Origin of the sequence: Streptomyces echinoruber (assembly GCF_014651135.1) — a bacterium.
GTDB classification, from domain to species: domain Bacteria; phylum Actinomycetota; class Actinomycetes; order Streptomycetales; family Streptomycetaceae; genus Streptomyces; species Streptomyces echinoruber.
In genome coordinates this window covers 65,814-83,363 of record NZ_BMWH01000022.1, presented here as the reverse complement: position 1 = coordinate 83,363, position 17,550 = coordinate 65,814, and the positions used below count along the sequence as shown (strand labels likewise).

At 73.4% G+C, this 17,550-nt stretch carries 11 protein-coding genes; 9 read left to right on the top strand and 2 right to left on the bottom strand.

Annotation, left to right across the window (positions count from 1 at the left end):
* Positions 1-184: 184 nt before the first annotated feature.
* Positions 185-1,471 (bottom strand): CAP domain-containing protein, encoded by a 1,287-nt coding sequence (locus tag IE225_RS23355; RefSeq protein ID WP_190059560.1) that lies wholly within the window; start codon positions 1,469-1,471, stop codon positions 185-187.
* A 143-nt stretch (positions 1,472-1,614) separates the two neighbouring features.
* Between IE225_RS23355 and IE225_RS23350 the strand changes: the two genes are divergently transcribed.
* From IE225_RS23350 to ftsY, 5 genes are all read left to right on the top strand, one after another.
* The gene (locus IE225_RS23350; protein ID WP_190059559.1) at positions 1,615-1,896 is read left to right on the top strand and encodes an acylphosphatase; all 282 of its coding nucleotides are present in this window, start codon (positions 1,615-1,617) and stop codon (positions 1,894-1,896) included.
* Positions 1,897-2,275: 379 nt separating this feature from the next.
* On the top strand, positions 2,276-2,479 hold the full coding sequence (locus IE225_RS23345) for a hypothetical protein (protein ID WP_190059558.1): 204 nt from the start codon (positions 2,276-2,278) through the stop codon (positions 2,477-2,479).
* 357 nt (positions 2,480-2,836) lie between these two features.
* A complete protein-coding gene (locus IE225_RS23340; protein ID WP_190059557.1) occupies positions 2,837-6,553 on the top strand; it encodes an SMC hinge domain-related protein in 3,717 nt (1,238 codons plus the stop codon).
* Between the two features lie 272 nt (positions 6,554-6,825).
* Positions 6,826-8,244, top strand: coding sequence for a sugar porter family MFS transporter (locus tag IE225_RS23335; protein WP_190059556.1), 1,419 nt, complete (start codon positions 6,826-6,828; stop codon positions 8,242-8,244).
* Between the two features lie 346 nt (positions 8,245-8,590).
* Complete coding sequence (gene ftsY / locus IE225_RS23330; RefSeq protein ID WP_190059555.1) at positions 8,591-9,799, top strand: signal recognition particle-docking protein FtsY; 1,209 nt, start codon at positions 8,591-8,593, stop codon at positions 9,797-9,799.
* A gap of 311 nt (positions 9,800-10,110) precedes the next feature.
* Here ftsY and IE225_RS23325 read toward each other — a convergent pair whose 3' ends face one another.
* The gene (locus IE225_RS23325) at positions 10,111-10,803 is read right to left on the bottom strand and encodes a bifunctional DNA primase/polymerase (protein ID WP_190059554.1); all 693 of its coding nucleotides are present in this window, start codon (positions 10,801-10,803) and stop codon (positions 10,111-10,113) included.
* Between the two features lie 457 nt (positions 10,804-11,260).
* On the opposite strand from IE225_RS23325, the gene nsdA reads away from it, so the two are divergent.
* The 4 genes from nsdA (at position 11,261) to IE225_RS23305 (ending at position 17,454) form a co-directional block, all read left to right on the top strand.
* Positions 11,261-12,742, top strand: a complete 1,482-nt coding sequence (gene nsdA, locus IE225_RS23320; RefSeq protein WP_190059553.1) for a transcriptional repressor NsdA — start codon at positions 11,261-11,263, stop codon at positions 12,740-12,742.
* A gap of 477 nt (positions 12,743-13,219) precedes the next feature.
* Entirely contained in the window at positions 13,220-14,617 is a 1,398-nt protein-coding gene (locus tag IE225_RS23315; protein ID WP_190059552.1) for an ammonium transporter, read from the top strand.
* On the top strand, positions 14,614-14,952 hold the full coding sequence (locus IE225_RS23310; RefSeq protein ID WP_019328769.1) for a P-II family nitrogen regulator: 339 nt from the start codon (positions 14,614-14,616) through the stop codon (positions 14,950-14,952). The genes IE225_RS23315 and IE225_RS23310 overlap by 4 nt, the downstream gene beginning before the upstream one ends.
* Before the next feature lie 54 nt (positions 14,953-15,006).
* Complete coding sequence (locus tag IE225_RS23305; RefSeq protein ID WP_190059551.1) at positions 15,007-17,454, top strand: [protein-PII] uridylyltransferase; 2,448 nt, start codon at positions 15,007-15,009, stop codon at positions 17,452-17,454.
* Positions 17,455-17,550 lie beyond the last annotated feature (96 nt).

Genomic DNA, 17,550 nt, shown 5'->3' with positions numbered 1-17,550 from the left:
GCTGACCTGCGAGCTCACTGGCATCACAGAGACATCGGTTTCGGCCGGAACGAACCCCTTCAGCGTCCCGGACCGGCATCAGCTCACGTCAGGGCAGACAGAAGCACCTGCGGCGCGCGCCACGACATTTACCACGCCCCCGGCGCGCGCCGAAGGCGCGCTGACTCGCTGACCTGCGGTTATCTCAGTAGCCGAAGTCCTGCGTCCACCAGGGGCCGCCGGCGCCGAAGTGGACGCCCACGCCCAGTGTCTTGAAGTCGCAGTTGAGGATGTTGGCGCGGTGGCCGGGGCTGTTCATCCAGGCGTCCATCACGGCCTGGGCGTCGGCCTGGCCGCGGGCTATGTTCTCGCCGCCGAGGTTGCTTATGCCGAGCTTGGCGGCCCGGTCCCACGGGGTGGCCCCGCTGGGGTCGGTGTGGTCGAAGAAGCCCTGCTCGGCCATGGCCTCGCTGAAGTTCTCGGCCAGCTTCGTCAGCTCGCTGCTGGCGGTCAGCGGGCTGCAGCCCACCTTGGCCCGCTCCTCGTTCACCAGCCGCAGCACCTGCGCCTCGGCGGCCGCCGCCTTGGAGGCGGTCGCCGGCACGTCCGCCGGGGCGTGCGGCGCCTTCGTCGCACGGTGCGGGGGGATCGTCCTCGGCTTGCCGTGCGTGGCCGTCGCCGACGGCTTCGTGGACGGCGTGTCGTCCGGCGCCGCCGAGGAGGAGGCGGCGGCGGAAGAGGAGGGCGCGGAGGCGGACGGCGAGGGGGAGGCGGAGCGGTCGGCGTCACGGCTGGTGGCCGAGCCGGTGCCGCGCCCGTCGGGCGTGCCGGTCGTACCGCCGCCGGTGATGCCGCCGGAGGCGCCGCCCTGCTCCGTCGGGGCGTTGGTCGGCGAGTCGGCGGCCTGCACCCGGTCGGCGCCGCTGCCGCCGCCGAGCCGGTAGTTCTCCAGCCCCGGCACGGCACCCGTGGCCACTGCCACCGTGCCGAGCGCCACGGCCGCCGAGACGCCCAGCAGCCCGGTGCGCACCGGGGTCGCGGCCTTCTTCCTCCGGCGGTGCGAGCGGGCCTGGCGCGTCCCGTCGGGCAGGAAGCCCTCGGGCGACAGCAGGGCGGTGTCGTCCGGCCCCGGGTACGGCTCCCGGAACGACTGCCGGGACGGCTCCTCGAAGGGGCCGCCGTACGGTCCGCCGTCGGTCGCGAACCCACCGTCGGTCGCGAACCCACCGTCGGTTGCGAACCCACCGTCGGTTGCGAACCCGCCGTCGGTCGCGAACCCGCCGTCGGTCGCGAAGAGGTAGGCCTCGCTGCGGGCCTGGGCCTCCGCGTACGCCTCCGGGTTCAGGTAGGGGGCTATGCCCATGACCGGACGATCGCCCGTGTCCGAGTCCCCCGGGGCGCGGTACTGCGTGAAGGAACCGTGCGGTTCCGTGATCCCCGTGGCGCGGCCCGTGGCGGCGCGGCCGGCGGCGGAGCGTCGGTGGCGTCCCATCTCCTGGCCTTCCTCGTCCTTGCAGTGAACCGAAACCACTCGATCGAGCGAGTTTCACATGAGATTCATGGGTGTGGGGACGGTACCGCATGACGCGAGGGGAGTAAGTGTCGGAGGAGACATTGGCCGGTTAGGTTGCAGCCATGAGCGAGGAAGTGCGACTGGTCGCCTGGGTGCGCGGACACGTGCAAGGTGTGGGTTTCCGCTGGTTCACACGGGCCAAGGCGCTGGAGATCGGCGGCCTGAGTGGTTTTGCTCTCAATCTGGCCGACGGCCGCGTCCAGGTGGTCGCGGAGGGCCCGCGGAAGCGCTGCGAGCGCCTCCTCGACTGGCTCCGCGACGGCGACACGCCCGGGCACGTGGACGGTGTCACCGAGATCTGGGACACACCCCGCGGCGGCTACGACGGCTTCGCGATCCGCTGATTCCGGCTCCCGCGGCGGCCTCCCGCCCGGCGGCCGGATGGGCCCCGCGCCCCCGACGGGCGGGAAAACCGGCAGGTGGATGCCGAGAACCGCTTGCCATGACGGCCTGCCGCAGGCAAGGATGACCGGCACGCCCCCAGGGCCCGTGGAAGCCGTGGCGCCGCTGTCGCGCAGCCGTATGCTCCGGGTCACCCGCCGATACGGGGCGTGATCGTGTTGACCGTCAAACTTTTTGGTGAGACGCTGAAAGCCCGCGCACCTTGGCCGTTTGGCATGGATGAACGGCAGCACGAAGTCGCCATCGCCAAGCGCCGTGGGTGCGAATCCCTCACGACCCACACCGCTTCGGTCGGTCACTCAGTGTGGAGGACCATCCATCATGGCAAAGGCGCTTCTCGGTTACGTCGGCGGCTCCGACCCTCGACTCCTCGCCGAGATGCGACGGCTCCAGCAGCGCGTCCAGGACCTGGAATCCGAGCTCGTACGGATCCAGGCCGAGAACGAAGCGCTGACCGCTGCCGCCTCTCAGGAAAGGATCATGGAGCGCGCTGACGCACACCAGGCGGAGCCTGCGCTCACCTGATCACACGCACCGCGCACCCTGTGCGACGTCCGTGGTCGGGCTGCCCGCACCAGCCACCACGTCGCCGCAAGAATGGCAAGGGACGCCTCGGCGTCCCTTCTTTCTCGCCCGCTCCTTCTTGCCCCCGCTCGCGCGGCTCCATCCGCTCCGCGGATCTGCTCCGCGCCGCTCTTCCCGTCTTCCCGCGCTCCGGCGTGCCCTGGGCTCCTCGGCCGCTCGGGCCGCCGCCTTGCGTGTCCCGCGCATCCTTTCAGGTTCTTCACCATCTGATGTGCCCTGCGCGCCGACCGGTGAAACCGGCGGCCCGCCCGCGGCCGTCACGGCGTGGGGCAACGGTGCGGAGTAGAGTCCGACGGCGTGCACCTCAAGGCCCTGACCCTGCGCGGCTTCAAGTCCTTCGCCTCGGCCACCACGCTGCGGTTCGAGCCGGGGATCACCTGCGTCGTGGGCCCCAACGGCTCCGGCAAGTCCAACGTGGTGGACGCGCTGGCCTGGGTCATGGGCGAGCAGGGCGCCAAGTCGCTGCGCGGCGGCAAGATGGAGGACGTCATCTTCGCCGGCACCACCGGCCGCCCGCCGCTCGGCCGCGCCGAGGTGTCCCTGACCATCGACAACTCCGACGGGGCCCTGCCCATCGAGTACTCCGAGGTCACCATCACGCGGACGATGTTCCGCAACGGCGGCAGCGAATACCAGATCAACGGCGACACCTGCCGCCTGCTCGACATCCAGGAGCTGCTGTCCGACTCCGGCATCGGCCGCGAGATGCACGTCATCGTCGGCCAGGGCCAGCTCGACTCCGTCCTGCACGCCGACCCCATGGGACGGCGCGCCTTCATCGAGGAGGCCGCCGGTGTTCTCAAGCACCGCAAGCGCAAGGAGAAGGCGCTGCGGAAGCTGGACGCGATGCAGGCCAACCTCGCGCGCGTGCAGGACCTCACCGACGAGCTGCGCCGCCAGCTCAAGCCGCTGGGCCGGCAGGCCGCCGTCGCCCGCCGGGCCGCCGTCATCCAGGCGGACCTGCGGGACGCGCGGCTGCGCCTGCTCGCCGACGATCTCGTACGGCTGCGTGAGGCGCTCCGGGCCGAGCTCGCCGACGAGGCCGCGCTCAAGCAGCGCAAGGAGGCCGTCGAGCAGGAGCTGAAGCGGGCCCTGCAGCGGGAGGCGCAACTGGAGGACGAGGTCCGCCGGCTCAGCCCGCGGCTGCAGCGCGCCCAGCAGACCTGGTACGAGCTCTCCCAGCTCGCCGAACGCGTCCGCGGTACGATCTCGCTGGCCGAGGCCCGCGTGAAGAGCGCCACCTCCGCACCCGTGGAGGAGCGGCGCGGCCGCGACCCGGAGGACCTGGAGCGCGAGGCCGCCCGCATCCGCGAACAGGAGGCCGAACTGGAGGCGGCCCTGGAGGCGGCGCGGCGCGCCCTGGAGGACACCGTCGCCCACCGCGCCGAGCTGGAGCGCGCCCTGGCGCTGGAGGAGCGCCGCCTGAAGGACGCCGCCCGCGCCATCGCCGACCACCGCGAACACCTGGCCCGGCTCAACGCACAGGTGGGCGCCGCCCGTTCGCGCGCCGCCGCCGCGCAGGCCGAGATAGAGCGCCTCGCCGCCGCCCGCGACGAGGCCCGGGAGCGCGCCGTGCGCGCGCAGGAGGAGTACGAGGCCCTCCAGGCCGAGGTCGACGGCCTGGACGCGGACGACGCCGACCTCGCCGAACGGCACGAGGCCGCCAGGGCCGAGCTCGCCGAGGCGGAGGCGGCGCTCGCCGCCGCCCGGGAGGCCGTCACCGCCGCCGAGCGCAGACGCGCGGCCACTCAGGCCCGGCACGACGCCCTCGCCACGGGCCTGCGCCGCAAGGACGGCACCGGTGCGCTGCTCGCCGCCAGGGACCGCCTGGCCGGGTTCCTCGGTCCGGCCGCCGAGCTCCTGACCGTCACCCCGGGCCACGAGACCGCCCTGGCCGCCGCCTTCGGCACCGCCGCCGACGCCCTCGCCGTCACCTCCCCCGCCGCTGCCGCCGACGCGCTGCGCCTGCTGCGCAAGCAGGACGCGGGACGCGCGGCCCTGCTGATCGCGGGGACGGCCAAGGAGGCGTCGGAGCAGACCGCCCCGGCGGGCGCGGGCGGCGCCGAGCGGGACATGGGAGCGGACCCTGGCGCAGGAGCCGGCACGGGCACGGGCCCGGGCGCAGGAGCCGGCACGGGCCCGGGCGTTGACGACGCCGGCGCCCCCGCCGCCGTACCGCAGGAAGCCCCCCTCCCGCACCACCTCCACGCCGCCGACCTCGTGCGCGGCCCCGCCGGGCTGATGCCCGCCGTGCGGCGCCTGCTGCGCGGGATCGTCGTCGTGGGCACGCTGGAGGACGCCGAGGACCTGGTGCGCGCGCGGCCCGAGTTGACCGCGGTCACCGCGGAGGGCGACGTGCTCGGGGCGCACTTCGCGCACGGCGGGTCGGCCGGGGCTCCGAGCCTGCTGGAGGTGCAGGCGTCGGTGGACGAGGCCGCCGCCGAGCTGGCGGAGCTCGCGGTGCGGTGCACGGAGCTGGCCGAGGCGCAGCGGCGGGCCGCCGAGCGGCGGGAGGCGTGCGCCGCGCTCGTGGAGGAGCTGGGGGAGCGGCGGCGGGCCGCGGACCGGGAGAAGTCGGCCGTCGCCCAGCAGCTCGGCCGGCTCGCCGGGCAGGCGCGGGCGGCGGCCGGTGAGGCCGAGCGCAGCGCCGCCGCGGCCGAGCGGGCGCAGGAGGCGCTGGACAGGGCGCTGGAGGAGGTCGAGGAACTCGCCGAGCGGCTCGCCGTCGCCGAGGAGAGTGCCCCCTTCGGGGAGGAGGGAGCGGAGGAGCCCGACACCTCCGTACGCGACCGGCTCGCCGCCGACGGCGCCAACGCCCGGCAGACCGAGATGGAGGCCCGTCTCCAGGTCCGTACGCACGAGGAGCGCGTCAAGGCGCTGGCCGGCCGGGCCGACAGCCTCGACCGGGCCGCCCGCGCCGAACGCGAGGCACGCGCGCGTGCCGAGCAGCGCCGCGCCCGGCTGCGGCGCGAGGCGGCCGTGGCGCAGGCCGTCGCCTCCGGTGCCCGGCAGCTGCTCGCCCACATCGAGGTCTCCCTCGCCCGCGCCGAGGCCGAGCGCGTCGCCGCCGAGGCCGCCAAGGCCCGTCGGGAACAGGAGCTCGCCCGGGCCCGGGCCGAGGGGCGCGAGCTGAAGGCGGAACTGGACAAGCTGACGGATTCGGTCCACCGCGGGGAGGTGCTCGGCGCCGAGAAACGGCTGCGGATCGAGCAGTTGGAGACGAAGGCGCTGGAGGAGCTCGGGGTGGAACCGGCGACGCTCGTGGCCGAGTACGGTCCGCACCAGCCGGTGCCGCCCTCGCCCCCCGCCGAGGGGGAGGAGTTGCCGGCGGATCCGGAGCATCCGCGCAACCGGCCGCGCCCCTTCGACCGGGCCGAGCAGGAGAAGCGCCTGCGGGCCGCCGAGAAGGCGTACCAGAAGCTCGGCAAGGTCAACCCGCTGGCGCTGGAGGAGTTCGCGGCGCTGGAGGAGCGCCACCAGTTCCTCAGCGAGCAGCTGGAGGATCTGAAGAAGACCCGCGCCGACCTGCTGCAGGTGGTCAGGGAGGTCGACGAGCGGGTCGAGCAGATCTTCACCGAGGCCTTCCGGGACACCGCCCGCGAGTTCGAGGGCGTCTTCGCCCGGCTCTTCCCGGGCGGCGAGGGGCGGCTGGTGCTGACCGACCCCGACAACATGCTCACCACGGGCGTGGACGTCGAGGCCCGGCCGCCGGGCAAGAAGGTCAAGCGGCTCAGCCTGCTCTCCGGCGGCGAGCGGTCGCTCACGGCGGTCGCGCTGCTGGTGTCGATCTTCAAGGCGCGGCCCAGCCCGTTCTACGTCATGGACGAGGTCGAGGCCGCCCTCGACGACACCAACCTGCAGCGACTCATCCGGATCATGCAGGAGCTGCAGCAGACCTCACAGCTGATCGTGATCACACACCAGAAGCGCACGATGGAGATCGCCGACGCACTCTACGGCGTCTCCATGCAGGGCGACGGTGTGTCCAAGGTCATCAGCCAGCGCCTGCGCTGACCCCGCGCCGACTCCGGGTGATCTTCGGCTCACCCGTTGTGGTCCATACCTTTCCTGACCTGCGCGATCATCGGACGATCAGCAAGATCACTTCAATTCTTGAAGGCAAGCGCGACATGCCTTGGGTGATATTTCTTACAGATCACCTATTGACTTCGAAACTTGAAGGCATAGTCTCTGCAACGTTGCTTTTACCTTCAGGTGTCGCTCTCAGGGCGCCTGGAAGGGCTCACCCCACCCCGGCAGCGTTGCCGGTGGCCCGAGGAGTAGACGTGACCAGCACAGCGCAGGTATCCCAGTCCGGAGCCGGGACGGCTCACCCCGATCATCTCGGGCACGTCATCTTCATCGCGGCGGCGGCCGCGATGGGCGGCTTCCTCTTCGGCTACGACAGCTCCGTGATCAACGGCGCCGTCGAGGCCATCCGGGACCGCTACGACATCGGCTCCGCGGCGCTGGCCCAGGTCATCGCCATCGCCCTGATCGGCTGCGCCGTCGGCGCGGCGGCCGCCGGGCGCATAGCCGACCGCATCGGCCGCATCCGGTGCATGCAGATAGCCGCCGTCCTGTTCACCATCAGCTCCGTCGGCTCGGCCATGCCCTTCACGCTGTGGGACCTCGCGTTCTGGCGCGTCGTTGGCGGCTTCGCCATCGGCATGGCCTCCGTCATCGGCCCCGCCTACATCGCCGAGGTCGCCCCGCCCGCCTACCGCGGCCGCCTCGGCTCCTTCCAGCAGGCCGCGATCGTCGTCGGCATCGCCGTCTCCCAGCTCGTCAACTGGGGCCTGCTCAACGCCGCCGGCGGCGACCAGCGCGGCACGCTGATGGGCCTGGAGGCCTGGCAGGTCATGCTCGGCGTGATGGTGGTCCCGGCCGTGCTGTACGGCCTGCTCTCCTTCGCCATCCCCGAGTCCCCGCGCTTCCTGATCTCCGTCGGCCGCCACGACCGCGCCCGTGAGATCCTCGCCGAGGTCGAGGGCACGGGCGTCGACCTGGACGCCCGCGTGAACGAGATCGAGCTCGCCATGAGGAGCGAGGAGAAGTCCAGCTTCCGCGACCTGCTCGGCGGCGGCTTCTTCTTCAAGCCGATCGTCTGGATCGGTATCGGCCTGTCCGTCTTCCAGCAGTTCGTCGGCATCAACGTCGCGTTCTACTACTCCTCGACGCTGTGGCAGTCGGTCGGCGTCGACCCGACGGACTCCTTCTTCTACTCGTTCACCACGTCGATCATCAACATCGTCGGCACCGTCATCGCGATGATCTTCGTGGACCGCATCGGCCGCAAGCCGCTCGCGATCATCGGCTCGGTCGGCATGGCCGTCGGCCTCGCGCTGGAGGCCTGGGCGTTCTCCCACGACCTCGTCGACGGCAAGCTGCCCGCCACCCAGGGCTGGGTCGCCCTGGTCGCCGCGCACGTCTTCGTCCTCTTCTTCGCCCTCTCCTGGGGCGTGGTCGTGTGGGTCATGCTCGGCGAGATGTTCCCCAACAGGATCCGCGCCGCCGCGCTCGGCGTGGCCGCCTCCGCGCAGTGGATCGCCAACTGGGCCATCACCGCGAGCTTCCCGTCGCTGTCCGACTGGAACCTGTCCGCGACCTACGTGATCTACACGGTCTTCGCCGCGCTCTCCATCCCCTTCGTCCTGAGGTTCGTGAAGGAGACCAAGGGCAAGGCCCTGGAGGAGATGGGCTGAGTCCCCTCCTCCCTGCAGACCGAGGAGCAGGGGCATCCAAGACAAGCCCCCGCCGGCCCCTCTCCTCGCCACCCACCGCCGCCCCGGCAGGCCACCGCCCGCCGGGGCGGCGGTGTCACGCCGGGGTGGCGGAGCGTCCCGCGCGGCCCGTGCGCCGTCCGGTGCCCGGGGAACCGGGCGCGCGCCGGCCGGGTGCCGGCGGCCTTGGTGACCGGCAGGGGTGACTGGCAGGGGGAACCCGCAGGCAGGGCGCCGGCGCTCCCCGTGACCGGCGAGCCGGGCACCGGCGCTCCCCGCGCCGTCAACCCGGGTGCCGGCGGACCCCATGGCCGATACTGGACCCGTTATGGAAACCATCATCCTTGCTGTAGTCATCGCCGTGGTCGTCCTCGGCGCGCTCGGCGGGCTCCTGGTCGGCGGTCTCCGCAGGAAGTCGCCGCCCCCGCCGCCGCCCGCCGCGCCCGACATCACCGCACCTCCGGCCGAGCCCCACGTCGGCGAAGAGGCCGAGACGCCGCGTGAGGAGCCGCGGCGGACCATCGAGGAGGTGGACCTTCCGGAGGGCTCGGCGCCGACCGCCGTCGAGGAGCCGCTCGTTCCGGAGATCGAGCTCCCGCCGATCGAGGTCCCCGAGCCCACCGCGGGCCGCCTGGTCCGGCTGCGCGCCCGCCTGTCGCGGTCGCAGAACGCCCTCGGCAAGGGCCTGCTCAACCTGCTCTCCCGCGAACACCTCGACGAGGACACGTGGGAGGAGATCGAGGACACGCTGCTCACCGCCGACGTCGGCGTGCAGCCCACCCAGGAACTGGTCGGACGCCTGCGCGAGCGGGTCAAGGTGCTCGGCACCCGCACCCCCGAGGAACTGCGCGGCCTGCTGCGCGAGGAGCTGCTCCAGCTCGTCGGCCCCGACATGGACCGCACGGTCAGGACCGAGCCGGAGGCCGGCAAGCCCGGCATCGTGATGGTCGTCGGCGTCAACGGCACCGGCAAGACCACCACCACCGGCAAGCTCGCCCGGGTCCTCGTCGCCGACGGCCGCAGCGTCGTCCTCGGCGCGGCCGACACCTTCCGGGCCGCCGCCGCCGACCAGCTGCAGACCTGGGGCGAGCGTGTCGGCGCCCACACCGTGCGCGGACCCGAGGGCGGCGACCCGGCCTCCGTCGCATTCGACGCGGTGAAGGAGGGCAAGGAGATGGGCGCCGACGTGGTGCTCATCGACACCGCGGGCCGCCTGCACACCAAGACCGGCCTCATGGACGAACTCGGCAAGGTCAAGCGCGTCGTGGAGAAGCACGCCCCGCTCGACGAGGTCCTGCTCGTCCTCGACGCCACCACCGGCCAGAACGGCCTGATCCAGGCCCGCGTCTTCGCCGAGGTCGTCGACGTCACCGGCATCGTCCTCACCAAGCTCGACGGCACCGCCAAGGGCGGCATCGTCGTCGCCGTCCAGCGCGAGCTGGGCGTGCCGGTCAAGCTCGTCGGTCTCGGCGAGGGCCCCGACGACCTGGCGCCCTTCGAGCCGGAGGCGTTCGTCGACGCCCTCATCGGAGAGTGACCGCCCGGCCCGCACGCCGGCCACGCCGGCCGGTCCGACGGCGCCCGCCCCCTCGGTACGACAGGGGGGCGGGCGCTTTGCTGTGCGGTGCGGGCCGGCGCCACGGGCGTCGCGGTGCCGTACGCGGTGTGTGCGGTGAGTGCGATGCGCGTACGGCTCGGATCGGTGCCGCGGCGCCCGCGGGGCGGGCGAAGGCGCGGAGGCAGGCGGCGGGCCACGGAGAAACGAGGAGGCGGCGGGAGAGGAGGGCGACGGGGCTGCGGCGGGAGACGGGAGACGGGGGCTGCGGCGGGAGACGGCAGGAAGGACGCCTACGACGCCGCGTCCCGCGTCCCCCGCAGCCGCGACCGGTGCGCCACGTACGCCAGCGTGCCCAGCAGCAGCCGGGCCGCCGGAGGCCGGGTCGCCGTGTCGAGGGACGGCGGGCGCAGCCAGCGGGCGGGGCCCAGCCCGGCGTGATCGGACGGCGGGGCCGTGAGGTACCCGCCGGGGCCGAGGGCGCGCAGGTCGAGGTCGGACGGGGTGTCCCAGCCCATGCGGTAGAGCAGCTCGGGGAGTTCGGCGGCGGCACCGGGGGCGACGAAGAAGTGGGCGCGGCCGTCGGGGGTCGCGGCCACCGGGCCGAGCGGCAGCCCCATCCGTTCCAGGCGGACCAGGGCACGGCGCCCGGCGGGCTCGGCGACCTCCAGGATGTCGAAGGCCCGTCCGACCGGCAGCAGCACCGCCGCGCCGGGCACCTGCGACCACGCCCTGGTCACGTCGTCCAGGGTGGCCCCGGCCGGGACGCGGGGTGCGAAGTCGAGCGGATGCGCGCCCGGTGCCGGGCAGTCGGCGCGGCCGCAGGAGCAGGCGCCGCCCGCGGCGCGCGCGCCCGGCACCACGTCCCAGCCCCACAGCCCGGTGTACTCGGCGACGGTGGTGCACTCCGACGTGCGGCCCCGGCGCCGTGCTCCGGGCCGCCCTGCGGAGCGGAGCTCGCGAATGCCGCCGATGGTGAAGCCCATGCCCCCTCCAACGGGTCCAGCGCGTCGGTGGTTACGAGACGGATCCGAACGAATTCGGAAAGTGATGTCTCTTGGTCCCGCTTCCCCCGTCGCGCCCGGATGCAGACGGCGTCCGGAAGCGTTCCGGGTGGTGCGTCCGGCGGCGCGCGCTCCGGCGCGCACCGCTCCGCCCCCTTCGGTTCGTCCGCAGTCAAGTCAATCGCCAACCCGCCGTCGTGAGTTCATTCGAAGGGGTGGCGAATGGTGGCGTTTCTGTGAACGCCATGGCTGTGCGGGTGAGCATGGGATTACTGTGAGTGCACGAGTCCTGGGGCACATGCCCGCTCGGGTATGCCGGAGGCAACTCGGCATTCCGTTCGGAGGATGACGAGCGGCGGACGGGCGGCCGGACGGCCCGGCATTCTGATAGGGCTTGGCGCACTCAGCGGCGAGTGGTCTGACGGATGGGGGCGTTGCGGTGAGCGGCAGCGAAGGAAACGGGACGAACACGGGCACGGACAAGCGTCCCAACGAGCTGCTCACCTCCTGGTTCGTGCGCAGCGGCTGGTCCAAGGGCGAACTCGCCCGGCAGGTCAACCGCCGCGCCCGCCAGCTCGGTGCCCACCACATCTCCACCGACACCTCGCGCGTGCGGCGCTGGCTGGACGGCGAGAACCCGCGCGAACCCATCCCCAGGATCCTCTCGGAGCTGTTCTCCGAGCGGTTCGGCTGCGTCGTCTCCGTCGAGGACCTCGGCCTGCGCACCGCGCGCCCGTCGCCGTCCACCACCGGAGTCGACCTGCCCTGGACGGGCCCGCAGACCGTGGCCCTGCTCAGCGAGTTCTCGCGCAGCGACCTGATGCTGGCGCGGCGCGGCTTCCTCGGGAGCTCGCTGGCCCTCTCCGCGGGCCCGTCCCTCATCGAGCCGCTGCAGCGCTGGCTCGTCCCCGCCCCGTCCGCCCCGCGCCACGAGCCCGGGCCCGCCCCGTCCTCGCGCGGCCGCGGCCGGCTGTCCAGGCCCGAGCTGGAGCTGCTGGAGTCGACCACCGCGATGTTCCGGCGGTGGGACGCCCAGTGCGGCGGCGGCCTGCGCCGCAAGGCGGTCGTCGGGCAGCTGCACGAGGTGACCGACCTGCTGCAGGAGTCCCATCCCGAGGCCACCGCCCGCATCCTGTTCAAGATCGCCGCCGAACTCGCCGAACTGGCGGGCTGGATGAGCTACGACGTGGGCCTGCAGCCCACCGCGCAGAAGTACTTCGTCCTCGCCCTGCACGCGGCCAAGGAGGCCGGCGACAAGCCGCTCGGCTCGTACATCCTCTCCAGCATGAGCCGCCAGATGATCCACCTCGGCCGGCCCGACGACGCCCTGGAGCTCATCCACCTCGCCCAGTACGGCAGCCGCGACTGCGCGAGCCCGCGCACCCAGGCGATGCTGTATGCGATGGAGGCCCGCGCCTACGCCAACATGGGCCAGCCCGGCAGGTGCAAGCGCGCCGTGCGCCTGGCCGAGGACACCTTCGCCGACGCCGAGGACTGGGACGAGCCGGAGCCCGACTGGATCCGCTTCTTCTCCGAGGCCGAGCTGTACGCCGAGAACTCCCACTCCTTCCGCGACCTCGCCTACGTCGCCGGCCGCAGCCCGGCCTACGCCTCCCTCGCCGAGCCCCTGATGCGCCGGGCCGTCGACCTCTTCGCGCAGGACCGCGAGCACCAGCGGTCCTACGCGCTCAACCTCGTCGGCATGGCCACCGTGCACCTGCTGCGACGCGAGCCCGAGCAGAGCACCCCGTACGTCACCCAGGCCCTGCAGGTCGCCAAGAAGGTCCGCTCCGAGCGCGTGAACACCCGTATCCGGAAAACCGTCGACTCCGCCGTGCGCGACTACGGCGACCTCGCCGAGATCGCCGACCTCACCGACCGGCTCGCCACCGAGCTGCCGGAGACCGTCGAAGCGGTCTGACACCCCGGTCCCCGGCCGCGGCCGGCCCTCCCGAACTGCCCGACTCGGCTCCCCCATGCCAGGTCATCGGAAGGCCGCCGCGGCCGGTCCCCTTTCCGGCGAACGGCCGGTTCCTGCTTGGCGGAACGGCCGGGCCCCTTTCCGGCGAACGGCCGGTCCCTTCCCGGCGAACGGCCGGTCCCTTCCCGGCAGTGGCCGGTTCTTGCCCGGTGCATTCCCGGTGCCCCCCGGCGCATTCGAGCCAGGACCCCGCCGAGCAGAAGGTTGCGCCACGATAACGATCGGGCGGCGGGACATCGGGCGGTTCATCGACACGTAACACCCACGGCGCCTTCGTCACGGCCGCGAAACAAGGCGGGGCCTCCACCGAAACCGCGCTGCGCCAGGCTCGTGGCGCATAACCGGCCCACCCCTCACTCCGCTCAGGATGCGCCCCGCACCGGGCCGTACCGCCGCACCGACGACGAGGAGACGCCGATGGCCCCAGCCATCACCACGCTTGCCGCAGAGGCGCCCAAGCTCTCTGCCGCCGACACCGGTTTCATGCTCATCTGCTCCGCCCTGGTGATGCTCATGACCCCAGGCCTGGCCTTCTTCTACGGGGGCATGGTCCGCGTCAAGAGCACCCTCAACATGCTGATGATGAGCTTCGTCAGCCTCGGGATCGTCACCCTCCTGTGGGTCGTCTACGGCTTCTCGCTCTCCTTCGGCACCGACCACGGCGGCCTGATCGGCTGGGAGAACGACTTCTTCGGCTTCGGCGGGATCGGCAAGACCGACCTGTGGCCCGGCTACGGCATCCCGGTCACCGTCTTCGCCGTCTTCCAGCTGATGTTCGCGATCATCACGCCCGCCCTGATCAGCGGTGCCCTCGCGGACCGCGTGAAGTTCAGCGCCTGGTCGCTGTTGGTCGCGCTGTGGGCCACCGTCGTCTACTTCCCGGTCGCGCACTGGGTGTGGGGTGCCGGCGGCTGGGCCTTCGAACTCGGTGTGATCGACTTCGCCGGCGGTACGGCGGTGCACATCAACGCGGGCGCGGCGGCGCTCGGCGTGATCCTGGTCATCGGCCGGCGCGTCGGTTTCAAGAAGGACCCGATGCGCCCGCACAGCCTGCCGCTGGTCATGCTCGGCGCCGGCCTGCTGTGGTTCGGCTGGTTCGGGTTCAACGCCGGCTCCTGGCTCGGCAACGGGGACGGCGTCGGCGCCCTGATGTTCCTCAACACCCAGATCGCCACCGCCGCCGCCATGCTGGCCTGGCTCGCCTACGAGAAGATCCGCCACGGCGCGTTCACCACCCTGGGCGCCGCCTCCGGCGCCGTCGCCGGCCTGGTCGCCATCACCCCCTCCGGCGGCTGCGTCACCCCGCTCGGCGCGATCGCCGTCGGCGCGATCGCCGGCCTGCTGTGCGCCATGGCCGTCGGCCTGAAGTACCGGTTCAACTACGACGACTCCCTCGACGTCATCGGCGTCCACCTCGTCGGCGGTGTCGCCGGCTCCCTGCTCGTCGGCTTCTTCGCCAGCGGCACCGGCCAGTCCGACGCCAAGGGCCTCTTCTACGGCGGCGGCCTGGACCAGCTCTGGAAGCAGTGCGCGGCCGTCTTCGCGGTCCTCGCCTACTCGGCGATCACCGCCGCGGTCCTCGCCTTCCTCATCGACCGGACCATGGGTATGCGGGTCTCCGAGGACGAGGAGGTCTCCGGCATCGACCAGGCCGAACACGCCGAGACCGCATACGACTTCAGCGGCGCCGGCGGCGGCGCCGTCCGCACCGCCGCCGTCCCGGCCCCCGTCGTCGAGACCGCCGGGAGCAAGGCCGAGGACGAGGCCGGGGACAGGGCCGGGAACAAGGCCGAGAGCAAGAAGGTGGACGCATGAAGCTCATCACCGCCGTCGTCAAGCCCCACCGGCTCGACGAGATCAAGGAGGCCCTGCAGGCCTTCGGAGTCCACGGCCTGACGGTCACCGAGGCCAGCGGCTACGGTCGTCAGCGCGGCCACACCGAGGTCTACCGCGGTGCCGAGTACACCGTCGACCTGGTGCCGAAGATCCGCATCGAGGTGCTGGTCGAGGACGACGACGCCGAGCAGCTGATCGAGGTCGTCGTCAAGGCCGCCCGCACCGGCAAGATCGGTGACGGCAAGGTCTGGTCCGTCCCGGTCGACACGGCCGTACGCGTCCGCACCGGCGAGCGCGGCCCGGACGCGCTGTAGCGCCGCCCGGCCGGGACGAGCGGCGAAGGCAGGAAACGGAACAGGAGTCGCCGGGTGACGGGTACGGACACACGCAAGGAAACAGAGGATTCGGGACCCGGCGGCTACGCGGCGGCCCGGCTGCGCCTCCTGACGGCGGGGGCGCGGTCCGGGCCGTCGCGCCGCAGCGCCCTCGCCGAGCTGACCGACGACTGGCTGGCCGGCCTGTTCGCCGCCGGCGCCCAGGAACTGCGCGGCGTCTCCCTGGTCGCCGTCGGCGGCTACGGCCGAGGCGAGCTCTCCCCGCGCAGCGACCTCGACCTGCTCCTGCTGCACGACGGCGGCGACCCCAAGGCGGTCGCCGCCCTCGCCGACCGCCTCTGGTACCCCGTGTGGGACCTCGGCATCGACCTCGACCACTCCGTGCGCACCCTCGCCGAGGCCCGCCGGACGGCGGGCGAGGACCTCAAGGTGCAGCTCGGCCTGCTCGACGCCCGCCACCTCGCCGGCGACCTCGGCCTGACCGCCGCGCTGCGCACCGCCGTCCTCGCCGACTGGCGCAACCAGGCCCCCAAGCGCCTCCCGCACCTGCAGGAGCTGTGCGCCGAACGCGCCGCCCGGCACGGCGAACTGCGGTACCTCCTCGAACCCGACCTCAAGGAGGCCCGCGGCGGCCTGCGCGACGCCACCGCCCTGCGCGCGGTGGCCGCCTCCTGGCTCGCCGACGCCCCGCGCGAGGGCCTCGACGAGGCCCGCCGCCGCCTCCTCGACGTCCGCGACGCCCTCCACCTCACCACCGGCCGCGCCACCGACCGCCTCGCCCTGCAGGACCAGGACCAGGTCGCCGCGGAACTGGGCCTGCTCGACGCCGACACCCTCCTGCGGCAGGTCTACGAGGCCGCCCGCGTCATCGCGTACGCCGGCGACGTCACCTGGCGCGAAGTGGGGCGCGTACTGCGCTCGCGCGCCGTACGGCCGCGGCTGCGCGCCATGCTGGGGGGCGGCGGGAAACCCGTCGCCGAGCGCTCGCCGCTCGCCGAGGGCGTCGTCGAGCAGGACGGCGAGGTGGTGCTCGCCCGCACCGCCCGCCCCGACCGCGACCCCGTCCTGCCGCTGCGCGCCGCGGCCGCCGCCGCGCAGGCCGGCCTCCCGCTCTCCCCGCACGCCGTACGGCGCATGGCCGCCGCCGCGCGCCCCCTGCCCACGCCCTGGCCCGCCGAGGCCCGCGAACAGCTCGTCACCCTGCTCGGCTCCGGCGCGCCCACCGTCGAGGTCTGGGAAGCCCTGGAGGCCGAGGGCCTCGTCACCCGGCTGCTGCCCGACTGGGAGCGGGTACGCTGCCGCCCGCAGCGCAACGCCGTCCACGTCTGGACCGTCGACCGCCACCTGATCGAAACGGCCGTGCGCGCCTCCGCGTTCACCCGCCGCGTCAGCCGCCCCGACCTCCTCCTCGTCGCCGCGCTGCTGCACGACATCGGCAAGGGCTGGCCCGGCGACCACTGTGTGGCCGGCGAGATCATCGCCCAGGACGTCGCCGCCCGCATCGGCTTCGACCGCGCCGACGTCGCCGTCGTCGCCACCCTCGTCCGCCACCACCTGCTGCTCGTCGAGACCGCCACCCGGCGCGACCTGGAGGACCCGGCCACCGTCCGGCTGGTCGCCGAGGCCGTCGGCACGCAGTCCACGCTGGAGCTGCTGCACGCCCTGACGGAGGCCGACGCGCTGGCCACCGGCCCGGCCGCCTGGTCGTCCTGGCGCGCCTTCCTCGTCGCCGACCTGGTCCGGCGGGTCTCGGCCGTGCTGGCCGGGGACGCCCCGGAGGAACCACGGGCCGCCGAACCCACGGCCGAGCAGGAGCGGCTCGGGCTGGAGTCGGCCGCCACCGGCGGGCCGGTGCTGGCGCTGCGCGCCCAGCCCCGACCGGCCGCGGACGAACCCTCCGGCACACCCGAGCCGCTCGGCGTGGAACTGCTCGTCGCCGTACCCGACCAGCCGGGCGTGCTGCCCGCGGTGGCCGGTGTGCTGGCCGTGCACCGGCTCACCGTCCGCACCGCCGAGCTGCGCGCCCTGGACCTGCCCGAGGGAGTCGAGGGCACGGTGCTGCTGCTGAACTGGCGGGTGGCGGCGGAGTACGGCTCCCTGCCCCAGGCCGCACGGCTGCGCGCCGACCTGGTCCGCGCCCTGGACGGCTCCCTGGACGTCGCCGGGCGGCTCGCCGAGCGGGACGCGGCCTACCCGCGCCGCCGCGGTGTCGTCCCGCCGCCGCCCCGCGTGACCGTCCACCCGGCCGCCTCCCGCCTCGCCACGGTGATCGAGGTCCGCGCCCAGGACGCGCCCGGGCTGCTGTTCCGGATCGGGCGGGCGCTGGAGAAGGCGGGGGTGCGGGTGCGCAGCGCGCACGTGTCCACGCTGGGCTCCAACGCGGTCGACGCCTTCTACGTGACGACCCCGGCCGGTACGCCCCTGCCGGGGGAGGAGGCGGCGTCGGTGGCCCGGGCGCTGGAGGAGGCGCTGCGGGGGTGACCTCGCGGTCGTGCCGCGCGTGCACCGGGGTGCGGTCCCCGCCGGTGCGGGGGTGTCCCGTCGCGCCGAGGCGATCGCCGAGGGTGCCGGACATCG